The sequence below is a fragment of the uncultured Algibacter sp. genome (genome assembly GCF_947490405.1).
Lineage (GTDB): Bacteria > Bacteroidota > Bacteroidia > Flavobacteriales > Flavobacteriaceae > Algibacter_B.
On record NZ_CANLGU010000002.1, the window covers coordinates 573,531 to 596,549 of the forward strand.

20 protein-coding genes are annotated in these 23,019 nt (G+C 31.8%); 9 read left to right on the forward strand and 11 right to left on the reverse strand.

Going from position 1 to position 23,019, the window contains the following annotated elements; all coding sequences use genetic code 11:
- Window positions 1-9: 9 nt before the first annotated feature.
- The gene (locus tag Q0772_RS06430; protein WP_298341685.1) at window positions 10-669 is read right to left on the reverse strand and encodes an acetoin utilization protein acuB; all 660 of its coding nucleotides are present in this window, start codon (window positions 667-669) and stop codon (window positions 10-12) included.
- A gap of 169 nt (window positions 670-838) precedes the next feature.
- Between Q0772_RS06430 and Q0772_RS06435 the strand changes: the two genes are divergently transcribed.
- The 6 genes from Q0772_RS06435 to clpX all read left to right on the forward strand — a co-directional run bounded on the left by Q0772_RS06435 (window position 839) and on the right by clpX (window position 6,240).
- Window positions 839-1,552, forward strand: a complete 714-nt coding sequence (locus tag Q0772_RS06435; RefSeq protein WP_298341689.1) for a pyridoxine 5'-phosphate synthase — start codon at window positions 839-841, stop codon at window positions 1,550-1,552.
- Entirely contained in the window at window positions 1,552-2,316 is a 765-nt protein-coding gene (locus Q0772_RS06440) for an alpha/beta fold hydrolase (protein WP_298341690.1), read from the forward strand. The genes Q0772_RS06435 and Q0772_RS06440 overlap by 1 nt, the downstream gene beginning before the upstream one ends.
- Before the next feature lie 31 nt (window positions 2,317-2,347).
- Entirely contained in the window at window positions 2,348-2,695 is a 348-nt protein-coding gene (locus Q0772_RS06445) for a phage holin family protein (RefSeq protein ID WP_298341694.1), read from the forward strand.
- A gap of 94 nt (window positions 2,696-2,789) precedes the next feature.
- On the forward strand, window positions 2,790-4,118 hold the full coding sequence (gene tig, locus Q0772_RS06450) for a trigger factor (protein WP_298341697.1): 1,329 nt from the start codon (window positions 2,790-2,792) through the stop codon (window positions 4,116-4,118).
- Window positions 4,119-4,262: 144 nt separating this feature from the next.
- Window positions 4,263-4,937 carry an ATP-dependent Clp endopeptidase proteolytic subunit ClpP gene (clpP, locus tag Q0772_RS06455; protein WP_109352251.1) on the forward strand — a complete coding sequence of 225 codons (675 nt, stop codon included), beginning with the start codon at window positions 4,263-4,265 and terminating at the stop codon, window positions 4,935-4,937.
- 70 nt (window positions 4,938-5,007) lie between these two features.
- The gene (gene clpX / locus Q0772_RS06460; protein WP_298341706.1) at window positions 5,008-6,240 is read left to right on the forward strand and encodes an ATP-dependent Clp protease ATP-binding subunit ClpX; all 1,233 of its coding nucleotides are present in this window, start codon (window positions 5,008-5,010) and stop codon (window positions 6,238-6,240) included.
- A 253-nt stretch (window positions 6,241-6,493) separates the two neighbouring features.
- On the opposite strand, the gene Q0772_RS06465 is transcribed toward clpX, so the two are convergent.
- Together Q0772_RS06465 and Q0772_RS06470 are read right to left on the reverse strand one after the other, a co-directional pair.
- On the reverse strand, window positions 6,494-8,104 hold the full coding sequence (locus Q0772_RS06465; RefSeq protein WP_298341709.1) for an OmpA family protein: 1,611 nt from the start codon (window positions 8,102-8,104) through the stop codon (window positions 6,494-6,496).
- A gap of 127 nt (window positions 8,105-8,231) precedes the next feature.
- Window positions 8,232-9,746: a GH3 auxin-responsive promoter family protein gene (locus Q0772_RS06470; RefSeq protein WP_298341712.1), complete on the reverse strand. Its 1,515-nt coding sequence runs from the start codon at window positions 9,744-9,746 to the stop codon at window positions 8,232-8,234.
- 44 nt (window positions 9,747-9,790) lie between these two features.
- On the opposite strand from Q0772_RS06470, the gene Q0772_RS06475 reads away from it, so the two are divergent.
- A complete protein-coding gene (locus Q0772_RS06475) occupies window positions 9,791-10,585 on the forward strand; it encodes a DUF2797 domain-containing protein (RefSeq protein ID WP_298341715.1) in 795 nt (264 codons plus the stop codon).
- A gap of 49 nt (window positions 10,586-10,634) precedes the next feature.
- Here Q0772_RS06475 and Q0772_RS06480 read toward each other — a convergent pair whose 3' ends face one another.
- Both Q0772_RS06480 and rpsU read right to left on the reverse strand, forming a co-directional pair.
- Window positions 10,635-11,258 carry a LysE family transporter gene (locus tag Q0772_RS06480; protein ID WP_298341718.1) on the reverse strand — a complete coding sequence of 208 codons (624 nt, stop codon included), beginning with the start codon at window positions 11,256-11,258 and terminating at the stop codon, window positions 10,635-10,637.
- Between the two features lie 95 nt (window positions 11,259-11,353).
- Window positions 11,354-11,548, reverse strand: coding sequence for a 30S ribosomal protein S21 (gene rpsU, locus Q0772_RS06485; RefSeq protein ID WP_298341721.1), 195 nt, complete (start codon window positions 11,546-11,548; stop codon window positions 11,354-11,356).
- 382 nt (window positions 11,549-11,930) lie between these two features.
- On the opposite strand from rpsU, the gene fabD reads away from it, so the two are divergent.
- Window positions 11,931-12,824, forward strand: a complete 894-nt coding sequence (fabD, locus tag Q0772_RS06490; protein ID WP_298341724.1) for an ACP S-malonyltransferase — start codon at window positions 11,931-11,933, stop codon at window positions 12,822-12,824.
- Complete coding sequence (lspA, locus tag Q0772_RS06495) at window positions 12,825-13,349, forward strand: signal peptidase II (protein ID WP_298341727.1); 525 nt, start codon at window positions 12,825-12,827, stop codon at window positions 13,347-13,349.
- 33 nt (window positions 13,350-13,382) lie between these two features.
- Here the strand turns inward: lspA and Q0772_RS06500 are convergent, their stop codons facing one another.
- The 6 genes from Q0772_RS06500 to Q0772_RS06525 all read right to left on the reverse strand — a co-directional run bounded on the left by Q0772_RS06500 (window position 13,383) and on the right by Q0772_RS06525 (window position 23,004).
- Window positions 13,383-14,114 (reverse strand): hypothetical protein, encoded by a 732-nt coding sequence (locus Q0772_RS06500; RefSeq protein ID WP_298341729.1) that lies wholly within the window; start codon window positions 14,112-14,114, stop codon window positions 13,383-13,385.
- Between the two features lie 160 nt (window positions 14,115-14,274).
- Window positions 14,275-15,750, reverse strand: coding sequence for a RagB/SusD family nutrient uptake outer membrane protein (locus tag Q0772_RS06505; protein WP_298341732.1), 1,476 nt, complete (start codon window positions 15,748-15,750; stop codon window positions 14,275-14,277).
- A 9-nt stretch (window positions 15,751-15,759) separates the two neighbouring features.
- Entirely contained in the window at window positions 15,760-18,891 is a 3,132-nt protein-coding gene (locus tag Q0772_RS06510) for a TonB-dependent receptor (RefSeq protein WP_298341735.1), read from the reverse strand.
- 256 nt (window positions 18,892-19,147) lie between these two features.
- Window positions 19,148-20,512 carry a helix-turn-helix domain-containing protein gene (locus Q0772_RS06515; RefSeq protein ID WP_298341739.1) on the reverse strand — a complete coding sequence of 455 codons (1,365 nt, stop codon included), beginning with the start codon at window positions 20,510-20,512 and terminating at the stop codon, window positions 19,148-19,150.
- A 316-nt stretch (window positions 20,513-20,828) separates the two neighbouring features.
- Window positions 20,829-21,854 carry a UDP-glucose 4-epimerase GalE gene (gene galE / locus Q0772_RS06520; RefSeq protein WP_298341742.1) on the reverse strand — a complete coding sequence of 342 codons (1,026 nt, stop codon included), beginning with the start codon at window positions 21,852-21,854 and terminating at the stop codon, window positions 20,829-20,831.
- Window positions 21,847-23,004 carry a DegT/DnrJ/EryC1/StrS family aminotransferase gene (locus Q0772_RS06525; RefSeq protein ID WP_298341746.1) on the reverse strand — a complete coding sequence of 386 codons (1,158 nt, stop codon included), beginning with the start codon at window positions 23,002-23,004 and terminating at the stop codon, window positions 21,847-21,849. Before Q0772_RS06525 ends, galE begins: the two co-directional genes overlap by 8 nt.
- Window positions 23,005-23,019 lie beyond the last annotated feature (15 nt).

Below are 23,019 nucleotides of genomic sequence, written 5' to 3' on the forward strand. Positions count from 1 at the left end.
CATGTATACTTACATGTTTAAGTATTTTTTAAGGTAATCTGAGCGCTCTTTTAAGCTTTCAATATAGCCATCTTCTTCATGTCCAGAAACAATATTATAACTGTATCTGCGAAATGTTTGAATAATTTCATTAAGTCCGGTATTTCCAATTTTTAAGGTTACATGAACTAAATCTGTATTCATTTTTGAAACAAATGCACCAAGAAGTTTTCCGTCATTAGATTCTACTATTTGGCTTATTTCACTAAACGAATAATCGTTAATGCCTTTTTCAACAACTAAAATGCCACCAGCCTCGGAGAAAAAAGGCGATTCGCTAAATAAGCTGATAACATCGTTAATCTCATAATAACCTAAATACTCATTTTGCTCATCTAAAACAGGCATAATGTTGGTAGAATTTACGGCAAAATTTTCTAGTACATCTAACCAAAGTGTGTTTTTTCTAACATGAAAGTCTTCTAAAGCATAGAGGTATTCGTTTAATGGTTTGTCACTGTCAAAACAATGTGCATCCGCTTCTGAGAAACAACCTAAATAGGCACCATAATCATTTTTAACAGGAATATGGGAAAAAGTAAGCTGATTAAACAACATTTGTAAATCACCAATTTTACTGTTAGTGCTTAAAGGTTTTATGTCGTTTATTATAAGTTCTGAAAGTTTCATCTATAGGTTCTATTTTATTAATTCTGTTAAATGTACTTGCTTATTAATTTACTAAATTTAAAGTTAAGCTAGTTGCATTTACTATAATCAATAGAACTGCAAATTAATCAAAAAAATAGTATCTATGCTTGTTCTACTTTGTATTTTTGTCTTTTTATAATTAGATTATATGACAAAGTTAAGTGTTAATATTAACAAGATAGCAACGTTAAGAAATTCTCGTGGTGGAGATGTGCCAAATGTGGTACAATTTGCTAAGGATGTGCAACGGTTTGGTGCAGAAGGTGTAACAATCCACCCAAGACCTGATGAAAGGCATATTCGCTATCAAGATGCTCGAGATTTAAAACCCGAAGTTTTTACAGAGTATAATATTGAAGGCAATCCTATAGAATCTTTTATAAACCTTGTTTTAGAAGTTAAACCTACACAGGTAACTTTGGTACCTGATGCTGTTGATGCTATTACAAGTAATGCTGGTTGGGACACAATTAAACATAAAGATTTTTTGGTTGATGTGATTAAGGAATTTCAGAATAATGGTATCAGAACCTCCATTTTTGTTGATCCCGTTTTAAAGCAAATTGAAGGCGCTAAAGAAACAGGTACTGATAGGATTGAATTATACACAGAAGCTTTTGCTCATCAATATGGTTTAGGTGAAAAAGATGCTATAAAACCCTACGCTGAAAGCGCTGAATTAGCTAACAATTTGGGGCTTGGTATTAATGCAGGTCATGATTTATCATTGGATAACATTAAGTTTTTTAAAGCGAATATTCCAAATTTATTGGAAGTATCCATAGGTCATGCTTTGGTAGCTGAAAGTTTATATTTGGGAGTAGAAAATGTTATTCAAATGTATTTACATAAACTTAAATAATGCTTTTACATTCAAATATTATAGGAGAAGGAAAGCCATTTGTTATTCTACATGGGTTTTTAGGAATGAGTGATAATTGGAAAACACTCGGGAAACAGTTTGGTGAACTTGGTTTTCAAATTCATTTGGTAGATCAGCGAAACCATGGACGAAGTTTTCATGATGATGCTTTTAATTACGAAGTGCTAGCTGAAGATTTAAAAAGGTATTGCGATGTACACGGTTTGAGAGATATTGTTTTACTCGGACATTCTATGGGGGGGAAAACAGCGATGCTATTTGCTACGTTATATCCTGATGTCGTTTCAAAATTGTTAGTTGCTGATATCTCTCCGCGGTTTTATCCTGTGCACCACGATGCTATTTTAGAAGGGTTAAGTGCCTTAGATTTTGAGACCATAAAAAGTAGAGGTGAAGCTGATAAAGTTTTAAGTAATTATGTGTCTGAGGTTGGAACACGTATGTTTTTACTTAAAAATTTATATTGGGTTGAAAAAGGAAAATTAGGACTTCGTATAAATTTAGAAATTTTAAAGGATGAGGTTTCAGAAGTGGGAGAAGCGTTACCAAGTTATGCTACATTTGATAAAGACACATTGTTTTTAAGAGGTGATCGTTCTGAGTATATTGGTGTTGGAGATGAAGCTATTATAAAAAACCATTTTCAAAACGCCGAAACTGTAACTATTTCCAATGCTGGACACTGGCTGCATGCTGAAAATCCAAAAGAGTTTTATGAAGCGGTAGTTCAGTTTATTAATTAATATATTTTGTACATTTAGTAAAAATATTCAGATGAATTTATTAATAAAACTTTTATTAAATGCAGTTGCTGTGTTTGTGTTGGCACATGTTTTAACAGGTGTTAGTGTAGATGGCTATGTGTCTGCAGTTATTGTAGCGCTTGTTCTATCTATTTTAAATCTTCTGGTAAAACCGCTTTTGGTGATATTAACATTGCCAGTAACCATTCTTACTTTAGGTTTATTTTTACTTGTAATAAATGGGCTAATTATTCTTTTGGCAGACAAATTTATTGATGGGTTTTCTGTAGTTAATATTTGGTGGGCAATACTATTTAGCATCTTGTTATCAATACTGCAATCACTTTTACAGTCTTTCCTTAAAAAAGACAAAAAATAACCTCAAAATCAGTCGTTTAAAAACTTTGTTAGGTGTGGAAAAATGTTGTATTTTTGCCACCCAATTTTAGTTATACTAAAAATCGATTTTTAAAATGAATATTACAAGAGAAAACGTTGATGCATTAAATGCTGTAGTAAAAGTAGATATCGCTAAAGAAGATTACAGCGATAAAGTTGAAAAAATCTTAACAGATTACCGTAAAACAGCAAATATTCCTGGTTTTAGAAAAGGACATGTGCCAATGGGAATGGTAAAAAAGCAATACGGAAAAGCTGTATTGGTTGATGAAGTAAACAAACTTTTACAAGACGCTTTAAACAAATATTTAACTGAAGAAAAATTGGATGTTCTTGGGCAACCATTACCAAAAACTCAAGATGAAATTGATTGGAATGCCGATAAATTTTCTTTTGAATTTGAATTAGGGCTAGCGCCAGAATTTGATGTTCAGTTAAAAAGTAAAAAAGCAATTACGCAGTATAATATTGTTGCTGATGATAAAATGATTGATGAGCAAATTGAGCGTATTCAAAAACAATATGGGAAACTAGTATCTCAAGATGTTGTTGAAAAGGATAGCGAAATTACTGGAGCATATACAAACGAAGAAAAAGAAATCGATAATACTGTTACTTTAACTTTAGATAAGTTTAAAGGAAAAGCAACAGCAAAACAGTTTGTTGGCGCTAAAGCAGGAGATGTAATTACATTAAAAACTAAAGGTCTTTTTGATGATGAACATGATTTAATGCACGCTTTAAAATTAGGGCATGATGATGTTCATGGTTTAGACATTGAAGTGAATTTTACCATTTCAGAAATAAACAAGCGTGAGTTAGCTGATTTAGATCAAGATTTGTTTGATAAGCTTTTCGGACCTAAAGCTGTAACTTCGGTTACTGAGTTAAAAGCTAAAATTAAGGAAGATGCTGAAAAGCAATTTGTACAGCAAGCTGACCAAAAGTTACTTAATGATGTGACTGAGTATTTAGTTGAAAATACAAAATTTGATTTACCAGCAGAATTTTTAACTAAATGGATGCAAACAGCTGGTGAAAAAGAAATGGATGAGGCTCAAGCAAAAGAGGAATATGAAAAGTCTGAAAAGAGTTTGCGTTACCAGTTAATTGAAGGTAAATTAATTCAAGATAATGATGTTCAAGTTACCATGGATGATATTAAAAATCACGCCAGAGAGATGATAAAAGGGCAAATGGCACAATTTGGTCAAATGAATCCTTCAGATAAAGAATTAGATGATATTGCAGCTAGAGTGTTGTCAAATCAAGATGAGGCTCGCAGGATTTCAGAGCAATTAATAAGTCAAAAACTATTAGAAGTTTATAAAGAAAAGGCAAATCTTAAGGTAAAAGAATTGAGTTACGAAAAGTTTGTTAAAGAAGTTTATGGCGATAAATAAATAAAGAATAATTGTTTATCTTTAAGCGCTTAAATCGTTTTAGATTTAAGCGCTTTTTTATTTAAAAGCTATCTCAATAATAAGTTTTTAAACTCACCTTCATGTAAGCTAAGAGTTTAGTAAAAAGAAAGACAATAAAAGATTATGGATTACGCAAAAGAATTTGAAAAATTCGCGATTAAAGATCAAGGAATAAGTAGTACATACTACAACAAAATAATAAGTAGTATGTATCCAACAAACTTAACGCCAAATATTATAGAAGAGCGTCAAATGAATATTGCTGTTTTTGATGTATTCTCTCGTTTAATGATGGATAGAATTATTTTTCTAGGAACAGGAATTAATGATCAAGTAGCAAACATTGTTCAGGCTCAACTATTGTTTTTAGAGAGTACAGATGCTAATAAAGATATTCAGATTTATATCAATTCTCCTGGAGGCAGTGTTTATGCTGGTTTAGGTATTTATGACACTATGCAATTTATTAAACCTGACGTTGCTACTATTTGTACTGGTATGGCTGCTTCAATGGGTGCGGTGTTATTATGTGCTGGTGAAAAGGGAAAACGTAGTGGGCTAACGCATTCACGTGTAATGATTCATCAACCATTAGGTGGTGCACAAGGTCAAGCTAGTGATATAGAGATTACTGCTAGAGAAATTTTAATTCTTAAAGAAGAGCTTTACAAGATTATTAGTAAGCATTCAGGTCAAGATTACGACAAAGTTTATGAAGATAGTGATAGAGACTATTGGATGAAGGCAGATAAAGCCAAAGAATATGGTATGATTGATGAGATTTTGGCTCGCAAATAAATAATTTGTAATTTTAAAGAATTGTTGTACAGGGATTTACAATAGTTCATTCCCAAAAATAATAAGATTAATGGCAAAAGAAGAACTAGAATGTTCGTTTTGTGGTCGTAAAAAACCCGAAACAAATTTATTAATTGCAGGATTGGATGCTCATATATGCGATAGGTGTATTGAGCAAGCTCATGGTATTGTTATAGAAGAATCAAAGCAAAGTGATAGTAGTGATTTATCGGCAGAATTAAAACTTCGTAAACCACAACAAATAAAATCATTTCTTGATGAATATATAATAGGGCAGAATGCTACAAAAAAAGTGATGTCTGTAGCTGTATATAATCATTACAAGAGATTGTTGCAACCACCATCGAAAGATGAAATTGATATTCAGAAAAGTAATATCATAATGGTAGGGCAAACGGGAACAGGTAAAACATTAATGGCAAAAACTGTTGCCAGAATGTTAAATGTTCCTTTAGCTATCGTTGATGCAACAGTACTTACTGAAGCTGGCTATGTTGGAGAAGATGTTGAAAGTATATTAACACGTTTATTACAAGCAGCTGATTACAATTTAGAAAAAGCAGAAAAGGGAATCGTATTTATTGATGAGATTGATAAAATTGCACGTAAAAGTGATAACCCATCTATTACCAGAGACGTTTCTGGTGAAGGTGTGCAACAAGCACTATTAAAATTATTAGAAGGAACTGTTGTTAATGTTCCGCCAAAAGGAGGGCGTAAGCATCCAGATCAAAAATTCATTGAAGTAAATACCGAGAATATTTTATTCATAGCTGGTGGAGCATTTGATGGTATTGAGCGTGTTATTTCAAAACGCTTAAATATGCAAGCCGTTGGCTACAGTGCTTCGATGTCTGATGAAGTTATAGATCAAGATCACTTATTACAGTATATAATTCCAAAGGATTTAAAAGATTTTGGTTTAATACCAGAAATAATTGGACGTTTACCAGTTCTAACATATATGAACCCTCTTGATGCTGGTACATTAAGAGCTATTCTTACTGAGCCAAAAAATGCAATAATAAAGCAGTACAAGAAATTGTTTGAAATGGATGAAATTGAATTCACCATTACTGATGGTGCTCTAGGTTTTATTGTAGACAAAGCTATTGAATATAAGTTAGGAGCAAGAGGATTACGTTCTTTATGTGAAGAGATTTTAACTGATGCCATGTTTGAGCTTCCGAGTTCAAATGAGAAAAAGCTGAATGTTACTAAAACTTACGCCGAAGATAAATTGACTAAAACAACTTTAAAGAAACTTAAAGCTGTTTCTTAAAAGAAGAAGTTAAATATATATAATAAAAAAACCACGCCCTTAGCGTGGTTTTTTTCATTTATGGATATTAATTAATAATGGATATATCGTTTAAAAAAATTATTTCTGCTTCAAAACTTTAGTAAAAGTATGTCTAATTAGTAGTTGTGCAAAGTCACTTTTAAGAGTTTTAGATTATAAGACGAAATACTCGTTTAAAAACTTACAGCATTGTAGCTTGTCGATATGCTGACATTTAATCGATGTAATTTGCTTAATCTAAAATAACAAACTCAACACGCCTGTTTGCCTGTAAATCATCATCAGAACAATTAGTCTTACAATCTACTAAAGGTTCAGATTCTCCAAAGCCTTTAGATACTAGTCTGTTTTTTGAAATACCATTTTTGATAAGGTATTTAACAGCAGAAGCAGCACGCTTATTTGATAAACTTAAGTTGTAAGAGTCTCTACCTTTATTATCTGTGTGTGCATTTATGGTAAGTTTCATTTCAGGATGCTCATTTAAAATTTTAACTACCTTGTTTAGAGAAATAGTTGATTCTTCTTTAACACTCCATTTATCAAAATCAAAATAGATGTTTTCTAAAATAATACGCATTTCATCTTTAACTTTAGCTATCACCGGTGCTGTTGTTAAAAGTTCAATATTTTTCTTGTAAGTTGTTTTATCTCCACTGCTTGTAAAAAACTCAACTGATGCATCTTTAAATCCGTCCTTATATGTTGAAATTGTATATGTTTCGAAAGGGATTACATCAAAACTATATGTTGCATCTTCTTTAGTCAATGTTCTAGAGACCTCATTACCATTTTCATCTATTAACATAACTTCAGTATTAGGCAGCTTAATTCTGGTTTCTTTATCTAATATCTTACCTTCTATAATTTGAATAACTTCATCATTTGTTGCTGTATAAATATCATAACCTCCTTTGCCATTGGGTCTGTTAGATGATACATATCCCTTGTTTTTAGCTGCTAAAAAATAAGCGATTTCATCATAAATTGTGTTGATGGTATTACCCATATTCCTAGGAGCTTTAAAACCAGATTTAGATATTTTACTGGTAAAAAGATCATAGCCTCCAATATTTTGATGCCCTTTAGAAGAAAAATAAAAATATTTATCGTCTAATGAAAGTGCAGGGTATTTTTCGTCAAAAGTAGTATTAATAGTTGTTCCTAGGTTTTTAGGAGTTCCTAAAGTACCATCTTCATTTATTTCAGAAACATATAAATCATATCCACCTATGGCGTCTGGGTAGTTGGCAGAAAAATATAACTTATTACCAGCATGGTTTACAAAAGGGGTTTCAATAGAAACATTGTTTTTATTAATGCTTAACAATTCATTATTTATCCAGTTACCATGTGAATCTTCTTTGAGTATAGCTCTGTAAAGCTTAAACTCCAATGAGTTTTCTTTACTACTTCTTGTGTAATAAACTGTTTTCTCGTCAGGTGAGAAGGTTAATTGATCTTCACTGGCATTGGTATTTAGTATTCTGCTAAATAAATACGGAGAGCTTAATGCTCCATTTTTGTCAATATCTAAACAAAATAACTCTTTATAAGCCTCATTAGTATTAGGGTCTATTTTTGCAAATCCTCCAAGTTTTTTGGAGGAGACCATAATCAATTTATCTTTAAAAAAGCCAGATCCGATTTCAGAAAAATAAGTGTTTACACCAGCATCTAAAAGCTCAAAATCAAAACCATTGGAATTGATATCAGCTGTATTATTAGCCTTTAAAATGGGTGTATTATATAGATAATTGTTTGATGCTATTAAATTTGAAGGGCCTTGGGCAACAATAATATTAAAAGCTAGGAATAATAGAAAACATAGTTTTGCTTTCATTGGTTTAGGGTTTTGGATTAATTGATTTTAAAGATACCAAGCAAAACAAGTATCTCTTAAATTTCTTAGACCAAATAACATCAAAAATCGTTAACTTCCTGTTTTTGAGTATATTCTGACAATTATTTTAGCTATTTAGGCTCAATAAATCATCTAGGTAATCTCGGGTGTTTGAAAGTCTGGGAACTTTATGTTGCCCTCCTAATTTATCGTTCTGTTTTAACCAGTCATGGAATAGTTGAGGTCTTGCAACATTAATGGTGGGTTTGTTTAGTGTGATGTTGTTATAACGTTTTGCTTCGTAATCTGAGTTTAATGATTTTAAGGCATTATCAAATAACTCATTAAAATAATTGATGTCTTTAGGAGGTGTTTTAAATTCTATCAGCCATTCATGTGCTCCTTTTTCTTTGCCCTCCATAAAAATCGGAGCAGCAGTAAAATCTACAATTTCTGCTTTTGTTCGCTTACACACTTTTTTTAATGCAGTTTCAGCGTTTTCTATAATAAGTTCTTCCCCAAAAACATTAATATGGTGCTTAGTTCGTCCTGTAATTTTTATACGGTAAGGGTTTAAGGAAGTAAACCTAACAGTATCTCCAATTTTATAGCGCCATAAACCAGCATTAGTCGAAATTATAACAGCATAATTTTTTTTTAATTCAACTTCGCTTAAAGGAATTGCTTTTTCTTCTGAAGTAGCATAAATATCAATAGGGATAAATTCATAAAAAATACCATAGTCTAACATCAAGAGTAATTCATCTGAATTGTTTTGGTCTTGAATGGCAAAAAAACCTTCCGAAGCATTATAGATTTCATAGTACTTAAATTGCTTACTTGGTAATATTTTTTTGTATTGATCTTTATAGGGTACAAAACTGACTCCGCCATGAAAGTAAACTTCAAGATTTGGCCAAATATCGTGAAGGCTTTGTTTCCCTGTTGAATCTAAAACGTTATTCAGTAATACCAGCATCCAAGAAGGTACGCCTGCTAAACTGGTAACGTTCTCATTAATGGTTTCGTCTACAATGGCTTGCATTTTATGTTCCCAGTCGCTCATTAACGATACTCTATTACTTGGAGTACTGCTGTATTCTGCCCAAAAAGGCATATTGTCTATCAAGATTGCCGACAAATCTCCAAACACGGTGCCATTTTCTTTATATAACTCTTTACTGCCTCCAAGTCTTAAACTTTTTCCTGTGAATAATTGAGCATTTTCGTTATTATTTAAGTACATGCACAATAAATCTTTACTGGCTGCGTAATGGCAATCTTCCAAAGACTCCTCGCTTACTGGTATAAATTTACTTTTAGCTCTAGTAGTTCCGCTAGATTTGGCAAACCACTTAATAGGTGTGGGCCAAAATATATTATTTTCTCCTCTTCTAGAACGTTCAATACAATCTTGCCAACCATCATAATTTTTTATGGGTATACGTTCTGCGAATGTTTTATAATCTTTAATTGTAGCAAAATCATATTGCTTACCAATTTCAGTGTTTTTAGCAAAGTCAATTAAGCTCAATAAGAGTTCATTCTGTACTTCATTAGGGTATTTTAAAAACAATTCAATTTGATGAAATCGCTTTTTAAGGAACCATGACGCAATTGAATTTACTAATGGAATTGGCATATTTATGCTATCTTTATTTTTTTAAAAATAATACTTTTTTTTATATGACCTACCAAGGTGTTCTAAGGAAAATGGAAACTGAATTTTCTAATCCAATTCAGTACTATTTAGTATTTGATAATGACTTCATTAACATGAATCAATTGCTAAATAAACATTTAAAAATAGAATTTATAAAGTTTCAGTGTCTAAATTGTGGATTGGATAAACCTATTTACAGGCAAGGCTTTGATAAGCAGTGTTTTTTTGATACGGCCCGAGCTGGCGATTGGATTATGCGCCCAGAATTAAGTACGGCACATTTAGGTAAAGAAGACCGTGATTTAGAGTATGAAAAGAAAGCTCAGTTACAACCACACATTGTGTATTTGGCTAATTCTAGTAATGTAAAAGTAGGTGTGACTAGAAAAAGTCAAGTGCCAACACGATGGATAGATCAAGGTGCTCACGAAGCTATTGAAATTGTTGAGGTGCCCAACCGTTATTTGGCAGGTATTACAGAAGTAGCTTTAAAAGACCATGTAGCCGATAAAACTAATTGGCGAAAAATGCTAAAAAATGATATTGAAGATGAGAATTTAATTGAATGGAGAGCGCGGTTAAAGTCTTTTATTCCAGATGAAGCAAAAGACTATTTTATAGAAAATAATAGCGAAACCAACTTGGAATTTCCAGTACATAAATACCCTGAAAAGCCAAAGAGTTTAAATATTCAAAAAACTCATGTCTACCAAGGAACTTTAGTTGGTATAAAAGGTCAGTATCTCATTTTTGAAGATGAAACTGTTTTTAATGTGCGTGCTAATGAGGGTTTAGTTGTAGATATTTCAGTTCTCTAGTTATTTATTTTTAATAAGTTGAACCTGTGCTATATCAATAAATAAAAATTTAGAGAAAAAAAAGATGGGTACTTTGTAAAATCCCAATTATCATTAACAACACACCAGTTACTCTATTTAATATTTGAGTAATGTTGTTTACTTTACTTTTAATAATTACACTCATTCTACTGTAGCCGTAAAGCGTTACAAGTTTTCCTAGATAAACACCTGTAAAAAATAGAAATAATACAAGGAAAGACGATTGTAGGGATAACATAAAATCGTTGTTATTTAAAACTCCAAAAGCAATTACCCAATAAATTAAAACCGGAGGATTAATAATACCAAGTATAAAACCTGTAGTGTATTTTGATTGTGTGTGTTTTCTTTTTCTAGATGCGGATGAGGATTGTTTTTTGAAAAACAAGTAACCACCTATTACAAAAAGCAATATTGCTATGGTAGTTTGTACCCATAAGTTATTGTCAAAAAAAGCTTTAATGGCTTGGTTGCAATCTAAAGCGTAATAAGACAGTAATACTTCGGCAATACCTGCAGTTATAGCAATTTTAAATGCTTGCGTAGCATTTTCTTTTAAAGTAGTGTTAATAACCGCAATATTTGAAGCCCCAAGTGGTAAAGCGCTTAGAGTAGCTGCCAAAATTCCTATGAACAAATAAAGTATCGTCATAAATACTTTGTAGCATAAGATTTATAAAACTTACAATAAAAAATCCCATTCACTAAAAGTAAATGGGATTTAATTATATAAATTTAGAAAGACGTTTATATATCTTCCTGATCTCTTAAAGTCTGGATGTAAGCCGCTTTTTGGATTTCACGACGTCTTTTAACAGATGGTTTTGTGAAATACTGTCCATCTCTTAAGTTTTGCATTACTTTAATATTTCTATGCTTTCTTTTGTAGCGTTTTAGAGCTCTCTCGATGTTTTCGCCATCTTTAACTATAATCTTTAACATGTGTATATTTTATTATATCGTTTTCTATGGTTTTCCTAAAAGGGATGCAAATTTCTAATTTTTTGTTAGAATAACCTAATAAATCACAGTCTTTATTCCTTAATTTTAAACTAAATAGTTTTTTAGAACCTTTTTTTAGGGATAAAGTAGCACATGCACAACCTTACCTTCATTTGTTTAGCTATCTAAGTGCTCATGGAGTAATTTGTCTAATAATTTTGGCGTTACCCACAAGGGGTCGCGCTTTCACTACTCAATCCCTCCTGCGTCGGAGATTTCAAACATGCCGTTTAATCCCTAACGCAGCAGCACAACTTCTAGAAAACATAATCGGTTCTTCTAAAGATTTATTCCTATTTTTGCCACACAAAAACGAACTAACATGAATGCATATATTTTTCCGGGTCAAGGTGCTCAATTCTCTGGAATGGGTTTAGATCTTTATGAAAATTCAGCCTTAGCCCAAGAACTATTTGAACATGCTAACGATATTTTAGGTTTCAATATCACAGATACTATGTTTGAAGGTACTGCCGATGATTTAAAACAAACTAAAGTAACACAACCCGCCATATTTTTACATTCTGTAATTTTAGCTAAAACATTAGGAGATAGTTTTAAACCAGATATGGTTGCTGGACACTCTTTAGGAGAGCTTTCGGCTTTAGTAGCCAATGGCACTTTAACTTTTGAAGATGGTTTAAAATTAGTATCGCAACGTGCAACTGCTATGCAAAAAGCTTGTGAGTTACAACCTAGTACCATGGCTGCAGTTCTAGGACTTGATGATGATGTGGTTGAAAAAATTTGTGCTACAACTCAAGGTACCGTAGTTGCAGCTAACTACAACTGCCCAGGACAATTAGTAATCTCAGGCGAGGTTGAAGCCATTACTAAAGCCTGTGATGCTTTAAAAGAAGAAGGTGCACGAAGAGCTTTAGTTTTACCTGTAGGTGGTGCTTTTCACTCTCCTTTAATGGAGCCAGCTCGTGAAGAATTAGCAACAGCTATTGAAAACACAACATTTAGTAAACCAAACTGCCCAATATACCAGAATGTAACAGCAAATGCTGTAATTGATGAAAATGCTATTAAAACAAATTTAATGTCTCAATTAACAGCTCCTGTAAGATGGACACAGTCTGTACAGCAAATGATTGCAGATGGTGCCACCTCATTTACAGAAGTGGGTCCTGGTAAAGTTTTACAAGGTTTGGTTAAAAAAATCAATAGAGAATCAGAAACAATTTCTGCAACTTTTGAAGCTAATAGTTAAATGAAGCAAAACAAACGTAACGCTTTTATAATTTTGGTCATCGTTTTAACTATAGCGATAGATCAAATCTCAAAAGTTCTTGTTAGAAAGCACATCATACTTAGAACAGAAGTAAACCCAGGAGATCGTATTCCATTAATTGGTGATGCCTTTATTATGATGAATGTTGAGAATACCGGTGCTTTTTTAGGTATGGGAAGCGAGTTAAACGAAACCCTTAGAATTGTTTTATTGCTCATTTTACCCATACTGGTTTTAGGATTTGTACTTCGGCATATTTTTAAAGATAAATCTTTAGATAATTGGTCACTTTTTGCTTTTGCAAGCATTATTGGAGGAGGAATTGCCAATGTTTTTGATAGAATAGTCTTTGGAAAAGTTACCGATTTCTTATTTATTGATTTAGGAGGTGTATTTAGAACTGGCATATTTAATCTAGCCGATTTATCAGTTACCACTGGAATGATAATTCTTCTATTAACAAGTTTTAAAAAGAAACCTAATAAATTAAAAAACCGAGGTTAATACCTCGGTTCTTCAAGATTCAATTAGTTTGGTTTAGTTAATTGAGAAGGTAGTCTGAGTAAATCCTCCATATGAGCCATTTGAGGAAAAAATAAGATTATTATCAAAAGTTAAAGAAAAAGGTCCAGCACCGTCATTAAATTGATCATAAATTTGGAAGGTGTAATTGCCTGGAGTTAAGCAAAATGTTCTAGAAATTCCTCCAGTTAAATTTTCGTAGGCTCCAAATCCAGGAGGTGTTGCACTTTCAAAAATAGTATCGTTATTAGAATCTATAATTGCCCAATAGATTTCTTCTGGCCAGTCATCAAAGGTAATATCTAAAATAAGCTCTGGGTTTGAGCATACTTGCTTCAAATTTAAACTAATAGGGTTGCTAATAAAAAGAGTATCATCATTAGTAGAAAAGGAAATAGATACAATGTCATCTCCTATTGGATTAACATACTTTCCATTTACATCTATAATAAACATTCCAATATTACTATTTGCTGGTATAGTGACCATAGTGGGAATATTGTATGAGTTTGGATCTGCAGTTGTTAAATCTGTGTTTATATTTAAATTGTATGTTCTAGGATTATTATCTGTGTTAGAGGATGCTATTACCACTTCTTGAGAAGTGATTCCCACTGGATCTACACCAATAATAAAACCAGATTCAAAACCTACATAATTTATTTTAGTAACAGTAGGGTTGTCTTCATTTTTTTCGCAGCTAAAAATTCCGAAAATAATTATTAAAATAAATAATAGTTTTTTCATGTTTTTTATATTAATTATTAGTTACTATGTTTTGCATTTCAATATTTTAAACCAAACTAAAACTATTCATCGTGTAACGTATTTATTATAATAGCTAGTTTAAGCAAGGTTATCGAAATTGAATTATTTTAAGTTTTTAAAAGGTAATGATCTTAGATTGCTATATATCATCATTTATGCTAGTATCCATATTAGGATTAGCATCTGTTTCGCTTTCAGGGATTTTTAAAACAAATAATTCACTGTCAGCGGGTATATTCATAGGGATTCTATGGACAGGATCTCTGTTTATTGGTAATCTATATCTTTTAGCATCAAACCACTCTACACCAAACTCACCATACATTTCTTTGCGTCTTTCTAAAAGGATTTCATTTAATAATGCTTGTCCTGTGGTTGCAGACATTACTGCGTTAGAATCTCTATTACTTTGTAGTGTAAAAAGTAAATTTTTAGCTTCAAGTTCATTGCCTAATTGATATTGAGCTTCAGCATCGATAAGGACCATCTCTGATTTTCTCATTAATGGTACATCAGAGGTAAATGCAAATGAAAATTTTGTTGAAACAAATTCTCTCCAAGGTTCGGTTGCCTCGACATTATACAAGTTGAAAAAGTTGTTTCTTATATCTGTGCTTGAGAATTGATCCCTAAAATTAGGATTAATGTAGGTGCCATTATAAGATAAAACCAAATGATCAAAAAATGGGTGAGGAGACATCCAAAAGAAGTTAGTTTCGTTGGAGCCATTTTGAAAATGACCCCACAACCATTCTTGATCAGATAAATCGCTAAAACCTGTTCTCCAATTAGTTGATACAACAGCTGATGCAGAGTTTCCACCATAAGCTGCTCTAGCTGAGGCTGATGCTAAAGCCCAATCGTCTTGCGTTACTTGTAGGACTCTTGCCAATATACCATTAGCTACAGATTTACGAATATAACTTTTGCCTAGTCTCTCTTCAGGTAAATCTAGAATAGCTTCTTTTAGGTCATTAATTATTAAAGCGTATACTTCACTAAGCGGGCTAGGTTTAGCTGGTATAGTAGATCCTGTTGCTGGACTAGTATAAACGGGTATTTTTGCTACAGATCTGTCATTATTATAATTCGGCGCAAATTCTAGAGCAAGTTGAAAGTAATGAAATGCTCTGAAAACTTTGCCAACTGCAATGAATTCTTTTTTTGTGTTTTCATCTAAATCAGAACTAGCAACATTACGTATAATAATATTTGCGTAATTTATAATTTCATAATTAAACTCCCAAGCAAAACTGGTTCTCCTGAAATTAGGCTCTCTATTTTCATGGCCATAATCAAATCTAAATATAGTAACAGCTTGAATTAAGTCATTTCCTTTAACTGTTCTCGCGAAATATTGTGCATAAAGCCCTCCCGTATCTGGAGAAGAATTATTAACACCATCGCCTAAATCATTATCCCATTGACTCTTATAACGATCGTATATTCCTGATTCAAACGATTCTATAATTTCTCGTTCTGAAAACACAATGCTTTCTGGTAATCCAGCTGTGTTTTCTGGTTCATTTAAAAAATCTTTAGAACAACTTAAAATAGTTGTTATTGTAAAAATCAATAAAAAAATGGTTCTATTATGTCTCTTTATTTTTTTCATATCTTTTTGTTAAAATTCGATAATTACACCTGAAGCAATAGTCTTTGATAATGGAGACCTATTATTCGTTATTCCATTAAAAGCTTGTTCTGGATCTATGCCTTTGTGAGATTGCCAAGTCCATATATTATCTGCTTGAATAAATAATCTAAGTTTACTTAAACCAAACCGATGCAATGCGCCTTGAGGTAAATTATAACCAAAAGTTAAACTTTTCAACCTTACATAATCATTCTTAAATAAAAATCGTGTTGATCTAGAAGTATTATTGTTACTGTTAACAAGTAATAATGGAAAATCTGTTATATCACCAGGTGCTTGCCACGCTTTAAAATTGTCTGGATGCGCACTTGAGCCTGGAAACTGAAAAGGATCAATAAGACCAGAATAATCAGAATCTAATAAGTAAGCTCCAAAGCTAAAGTTAAATAAGACATTTAAATCGAATTGTTTGTATTTTACAAATGATGTAAAACCTCCCTGAATATCTGGTAAAGATGTTTTGTTTTGATCATATCTGGTGGCATTGTCATAATCTTTGGTCGTTACTTTGTCAACAACATCACCATTAGCATCTGTTACATCCATATACCACATACCTTGTCCATCTGCTGGATCTACACCAGCCCATTCTCTTATATAGAAATCAAATAAAGAATTACCAACTTTCCATAATTTGGATGCCTGAACAGTTTCTTCTTCAGGAAGTTTTGTCCACTCATTTTTATCTAGTGAAAAATTTAGACCAGTGGTCCAAGTACAACTTTCAGTATCTATATTTTTTGAATTTAGACTAAATTCCCATCCATAATTTCTTATTGAACCAACATTTGTTAGAATATTAGTTACACCTAAAGAGGGAGCTAAGGGTTTTTCTAGTATAAGATCTACAGATTCTTTGTTGTAATAATCTATTGTACCAGAGAGAACACCTTTGAAAAGATTGAAATCTATACCAATATTTAACGATTCTATTTTCTCCCATTCAAGATTAATATCTGAGATACCATCAAGTAAAATTCCTGGATTAGATTCATTTACAAAACCTGTTAAGAATACAGATTCATAGGGAAAAAAACCTGTAGTCTGATTATTGCCTAGTTCTCCATATGAACCTCTTATTTTTAAGTAGCTTAAGATGTTGTTGCTGTTTAAAAAAGATTCATTTGTTACAATCCAACTTCCACCACCAGATAAGAAAGTGCCCCATCTATTATTTTCAGCAAAACGAGAAGATCCATCTGTTCTAATAGAAAACTCAGCGAAATAAGTTTTATCAAAATTATAACTAGCTCTACCTAAATAACTATTTAGTCTATCGGTAATAATATTTCCACCAACTAATTCTGGGTTTGTAGCACCATCATTATTCTCAACACCAGGTAAAAAACCTATCCCTTGAGCAAAAACATCATCATCTGTTCTAGTATAAGACTCGGTAATAGCATCCAGAGATATATTATGTTTACCAAAAGTGTTTTTATAATTTATTGCTTGTATAGCATTTAAGGTAGATGTTATGGTTCTATCTTGGGTAACACGCCCTTTGGTGTCATCTCCAGATGCAGCTCCTATTTTGTCATCATCGAAGCTGTAAGAATCAAATAAATAGTTTTCATAACTTAAACTACTTTTAAAAGTTAAACCTTCTAAAAGTGTCAATTCAGCATATGCACTGGCTAAATAATTGCTTCTTATGCGTCTTTCTTTGCCTAAAGTTAAATTGGCAAGTAAATTTTCACCGTTGAATGTGGGTCTAACACTATTGATTGGTTGACCTGTAACAATACCATTACCGGTGTCAAATATTCGTTGTCCAGCATCATCTAGTAAAAGTGCCCCATTGGCATCTCTTGCATAAATAGGATAAATACTAGAAATGCCATATATCCATGAAATAGTTTGAGCTGTAGTTGATGATGTTTGGTCAGGGTTATTTGATCTAGAACGAGAAAAACTCGTATTTAGCCCTAATTTAAGCCAATCTTTTACTTTTGTTGTTAGATTCAATCTTGTTGATATTCTTTCAAAATTTGAGGGTATTACAGGCCCTTCTTCATTTAAATAATCAAATGATAAAAAGTATGTGGTTTTTTCACTTCCACCACTAACACTAACGTTATGGTTAGTTCTTAAATAGTCTTGCCTAATTACCTCATCTTCCCAATTAGATTGCCATAATAAATTAGCACCGTTAACTAAATTTCCATTTGTATCAATTGGATTTTGAACATTATATGGATTATAGCCTAAGTAACCTGTTAGCCCGTTGGTTGCATTTTGGGCAGCTTCAGTAGCAGATTGGTTGTTAGTAAATTGATTTGTGTTTTTTAAAGCTTGCCATGTTAATTTCAAATAACCTTCTGGTTCTACAAGATTATGAATACCAATAGTAGGATTAGAGACTCCTATTTGAGATCTGATAGATACTTTTGGTTCTTGATTAATATTGCCTGTTTTGGTAGTTATTATAATAACACCATTTGCAGCTCTAGATCCATACAAAGCAGAAGATGACGCATCTTTCAATACCGATATAGATTTGATTTGATCTTGACTAATAGTATTTAAATTACCATTAAACTGTGCGCCATCGACAATAATTAGAGGCTCTTGAGATAGGTTAACACTAGCAAACCCTCTTATTCTTATACTTGGATTATTACCAGGTTGTCCACCAGCAGTAATTAAGTTTACTCCTGGAACTGCTCCTTGTAATGCTCTTAATGGAGAAGTAACTTGTTGGGTTTCTATAACATCAGATGAAACAACTCCAACAGCTCCAACTATCGATTCTTTCGTCTGTGTTCCATAGGCCACAACAACAACTTCTTCAAGTGACTGTGCATCTTCTTTTAGAATGACATCAATTTTGGGTGAAGTGCTAACAATAATTTCTTGAGTAGTATACCCAATATAGCTGAATACAAGTGTGTCCCCTTGATTAGCTTGAATTAAAAATATGCCGTTAAAATTTGTAGAAACACCTGTGGATGAGTCTTTGATTAAAACGGTAGCTCCTGGTAGAGGTAGGCCATTAGCGTCTTTAACTATACCAGAAATAGTTATTTCTTGTGCATAAGAGAATTGCAGAGTCAATGCTATCAATAGCATTAGTAATCTATTGAACTTTTTTTCCATACTTATAATTATTTGAGTTAGTCTAGGCAGATTGAAAAAAAGGAGGTAGTAAAGATTTTTTTAAGTGACTAATTCAAAAAATTATACTTTACTTTTTGAAAAAAAAGTTTAGAGGAATCTAAAGTAAGTAAAGTCCTTATACTACCTACCTTTTAACAATTGCTAAGTAAAAGAAGTTATAATACTTATAAATAGGGGTAAGTCTTATAATAATTTACTATATCCGTTAATAGTTTACTCAGTATTTACTTATTGGTTAGTTTAAAGAAGTATTAATAAACTCAGAAGGTGTTAAGTTGGTTTCTTTTTTAAAAGCCTTATTGAACGTAACTTTGTTGTTGTATCCAACTTCATAGGCTATATCTATAATGTTCAAGTTGCCATGAGCATCTTCTTCAAGAATCTTTACAGCTTCATTAATTCTAAATTTGTTTATAAGTTCAAAAAAGTTCATGTGAAAATGCTCATTTATGATTTGAGACGTATTATGTCTAGTAGTATTGAGTTTTTGTGATAATAATTCAAGACTTATATCACTTTTTCTATAAATTTTTTCTTCAATTAATAGCTTAATTAAATTTTCTTTAAGTTCGTTTGAAAGTGCTTCGGTCAAGCCAGAATTTTTGTATTTTTCTGAAAATAATTTATCTTTTAATGATACATGTTCGCTTTTAAAAATATTTGGTTGAACAAAGGACATATAAGCAATGTAAATAACTATTAAACACATTATGGCTATTTGTAAATGATAAATAAAACTAGAGATATCACTATAGATAATGTATGCTGCAATACCATAAAAAGCATAGCAAACAATAAATACTAAGTGAATTCTGAATAATGATTTTGACCACTTATTTATAGCTTGGATATTGGGTTTTTGAACGGTTTCTTTAGGAAATTGTATTTTCCATATACAGTAAGCATAAAAAGTTAATGAAGCTATTTTCATGATGAAAATCGCATAATCGAACATTTTTTGGTGGTTTGATGAATATAACATCAATTTAATTTTATCAATTGACGATTGAGTATATAAGGGGATAAGAAATATGATTAAAATAGCTGTGGGGATAAAATGAATCCAATCCAGAATCTTTATTCTAAAATCTTTTTTTAAGCTTTTAAAGTAGAAATATAATAAAGGGCCAAACAATAAAGCTACTGAAGATGACATGCGGTATACATGAGGGAATTTAAATTGAAGATTTGAGGCATACATTACAAAGTCCAATATAAATAGAGCATTTGCTCCAATAAAACTTCCAATAAAAATTTTACTATTTCTATCACCAATTTTGGTAAAACTCAATATGACTGATAAGAAGAGCCCGATTAACGCAGTATAAAAATAAAAGAATGTAAGAATATTTATTTTAGTTAGGTACTTGTTTTTTAAGTCTTTATATTCCTTGGAGTATTTTATGAAATCATACGCTCCATTATCTAATATTGAGAAATCTAAAGTATTTGAAATATATTTTTCAGTATATATAAACGCATCCTTTGGCTGATCTAAATCTGCATTTAGAATTGCTAACTGCCTAAAAATATCAATTGAATCTTTTGGTTTTTCTTTCAAGGCTTCATTATATAACAACAATAATTCAAGCTGAGTCATATCGTTATTTGTTTTTTTTTCTTTTATCAAACTGTCTATTTGTACTGATTGAATAGAAATTGTCTCAGCTATCAAATGATTTGGTAGAACAAACAACAAAAATATAAGGGATATTTTAGAAAAATTAAACATCAAGGATAGCTTGGTTTATGAATGTTAATCTAACTTAAAAATAATGGATTTTAATAGTCTTAAAACTTTCTTAAAAAGGTAAAAACCGATAATAGTTTACTAATTAAGTTTGTATTTTAAATAATTGTGTAAAAAAAAAGACTACTTAAAAGTAGTCTTTTTTGTATAATTATTGTAGCTAATTTTATTCCTTCTCTCTTACTTTTTGTTCCCATTTCCAAGCAGATCGCATAGCATCATCAAGAGATAATTTGGTTTTCCAACCTAAATCATTATTCGCTTTATTGGTATCTGCATAGGCTGAAATTATATCACCTTCTCTTCTACCTACTATCTTGTAGTTTAATTTTTTTCCTGAGACTCGCTCAAAAGACTGAACTACTTCAAGAACCGAACTTCCCTTACCTGTCCCCAAGTTAAATGTCTCATAGCTAGTTTTATTTTCACCTTTCAATAATCTGCCTAAAGCTACAACATGTGCTTTAGCTAGATCTACAACATGAATATAATCTCGAATACATGTGCCATCAGGAGTTGGGTAATCGTCTCCAAATACAGACAATTCTTCACGCAACCCTATAGCAGTTTGCGTAATAAACGGTACTAAATTTTGTGGCACACCTATTGGTAATTCACCAATTTCAACAGATTCATGAGCCCCAACTGGATTGAAATAACGCAATGCAATTGCTTTTAATGTAGGCACCACTTTACATGTTTCCTGTATGATTTCCTCTCCTATTTGTTTTGTGTTACCATACGGAGATTCAGCTTTTTTTACTGGAGCATTTTCAGTAATTGGTAATTCGTCTGCTTGTCCGTAAACTGTACAAGAAGAACTGAAAATAAATGCGGCTGACGACAGTTTCTTTAATTCTTTAAGAATATAAATAAGCGAACCGATATTATTTTCATAATACATCAAAGGTTCTTTAACACTTTCTCCAACAGCTTTACTTGCAGCAAAGTGAATAACTCCTTTTACATCATTATGCTTTGCAAAAAAAGCTTCAACATCAGCTTTATCTTTTAAATCTAACTTTTCAAAAATTGGCTTTTCTCCAGTTATAGCTGTAATACCATCTAATACTTTTTCAGAAGAATTTGATAAATCATCAATAATAACAACTTCATAACCTTCATTTTGAAGCTCAACAACTGTATGTGATCCAATAAACCCTAATCCTCCTGTAACTAATATTTTATTCATTTATAAACTTTATAATTGTTGATGTAATAAATTCTATTTGTTCATCATCTAATTCTGTATGCATTGGTAATGAAATAACATCTTTCACCAATTTGTTGGTTACCTTAAAATCAGACTCATTGTATCTTTCATCAAGATATGCCTTTTGTTTATGTAACGGTATGGGATAATACACGCCACAAGGAATTCCATTCTCGTTTAAATGTTTTACCAAGCCATCTCTGTCTATAAGCTTTACCCTTAGCGTATATTGGTGAAATACATGACAATCACACGTATCACAAATATCATTACAACTTCTACTTACTGTTTTAGGAGTTATTATTTTATCTATGCCTTCAAAAGCCTTGTTATATTTTCTAGCAGCCTCTTGTCTTGCTGTATTATAATCATCTAAACGTGGTAATTTAGTATCTAAAACTACTGCCTGAATACTATCCAATCTAGAATTTACACCAACTACATCATGGTGATAACGTTCATACATACCATGATTTACAATACCACGTATTGTATGAGCTAAATCATCATCATTTGTAAAAATAGCGCCTCCATCTCCATAACATCCAAGGTTTTTTGAAGGAAAAAATGATGTAGCTCCAACATTTCCAATAGTTCCAGCCTTTACTTTTGTCCCATTAGTATAGGTATAGTTAGCTCCAATAGCTTGAGCATTATCTTCAATAACAAATAAATTATGCTTTTTAGCTATTTCCATAATAGATTCCATATCAGCACATTGTCCGAATAAATGAACTGGCACAATAGCTTTTGTTTTTGGTGTAATAGCTTTTTTTATCGCTTCAATATTGATATTGAAATCGTCTTCATTAACATCTACCAAAACGGGTGTTAATTGCAAAAGCGCTATAACCTCTACAGTTGCTGCAAATGTAAAATCGGCAGTAATAACCTCATCACCTGGTTTTAAACCAAGTCCCATCATAGCTATTTGCAACGCATCGGTTCCGTTAGCACAAGGAATTACATGTTTTACATGCAAGTAACTCTCTAAATTTCCCTGGAACTCATGGACTTTAGGACCATTAATAAATGCTGTGTTTTCGATGACTTCTTGAATAGAAGGATTAACAATATCTTTTATATCGTTATACTGACCTTTGAGGTCAACCATTTGAATTTTTTTCATCTAAAGAAAATTGTA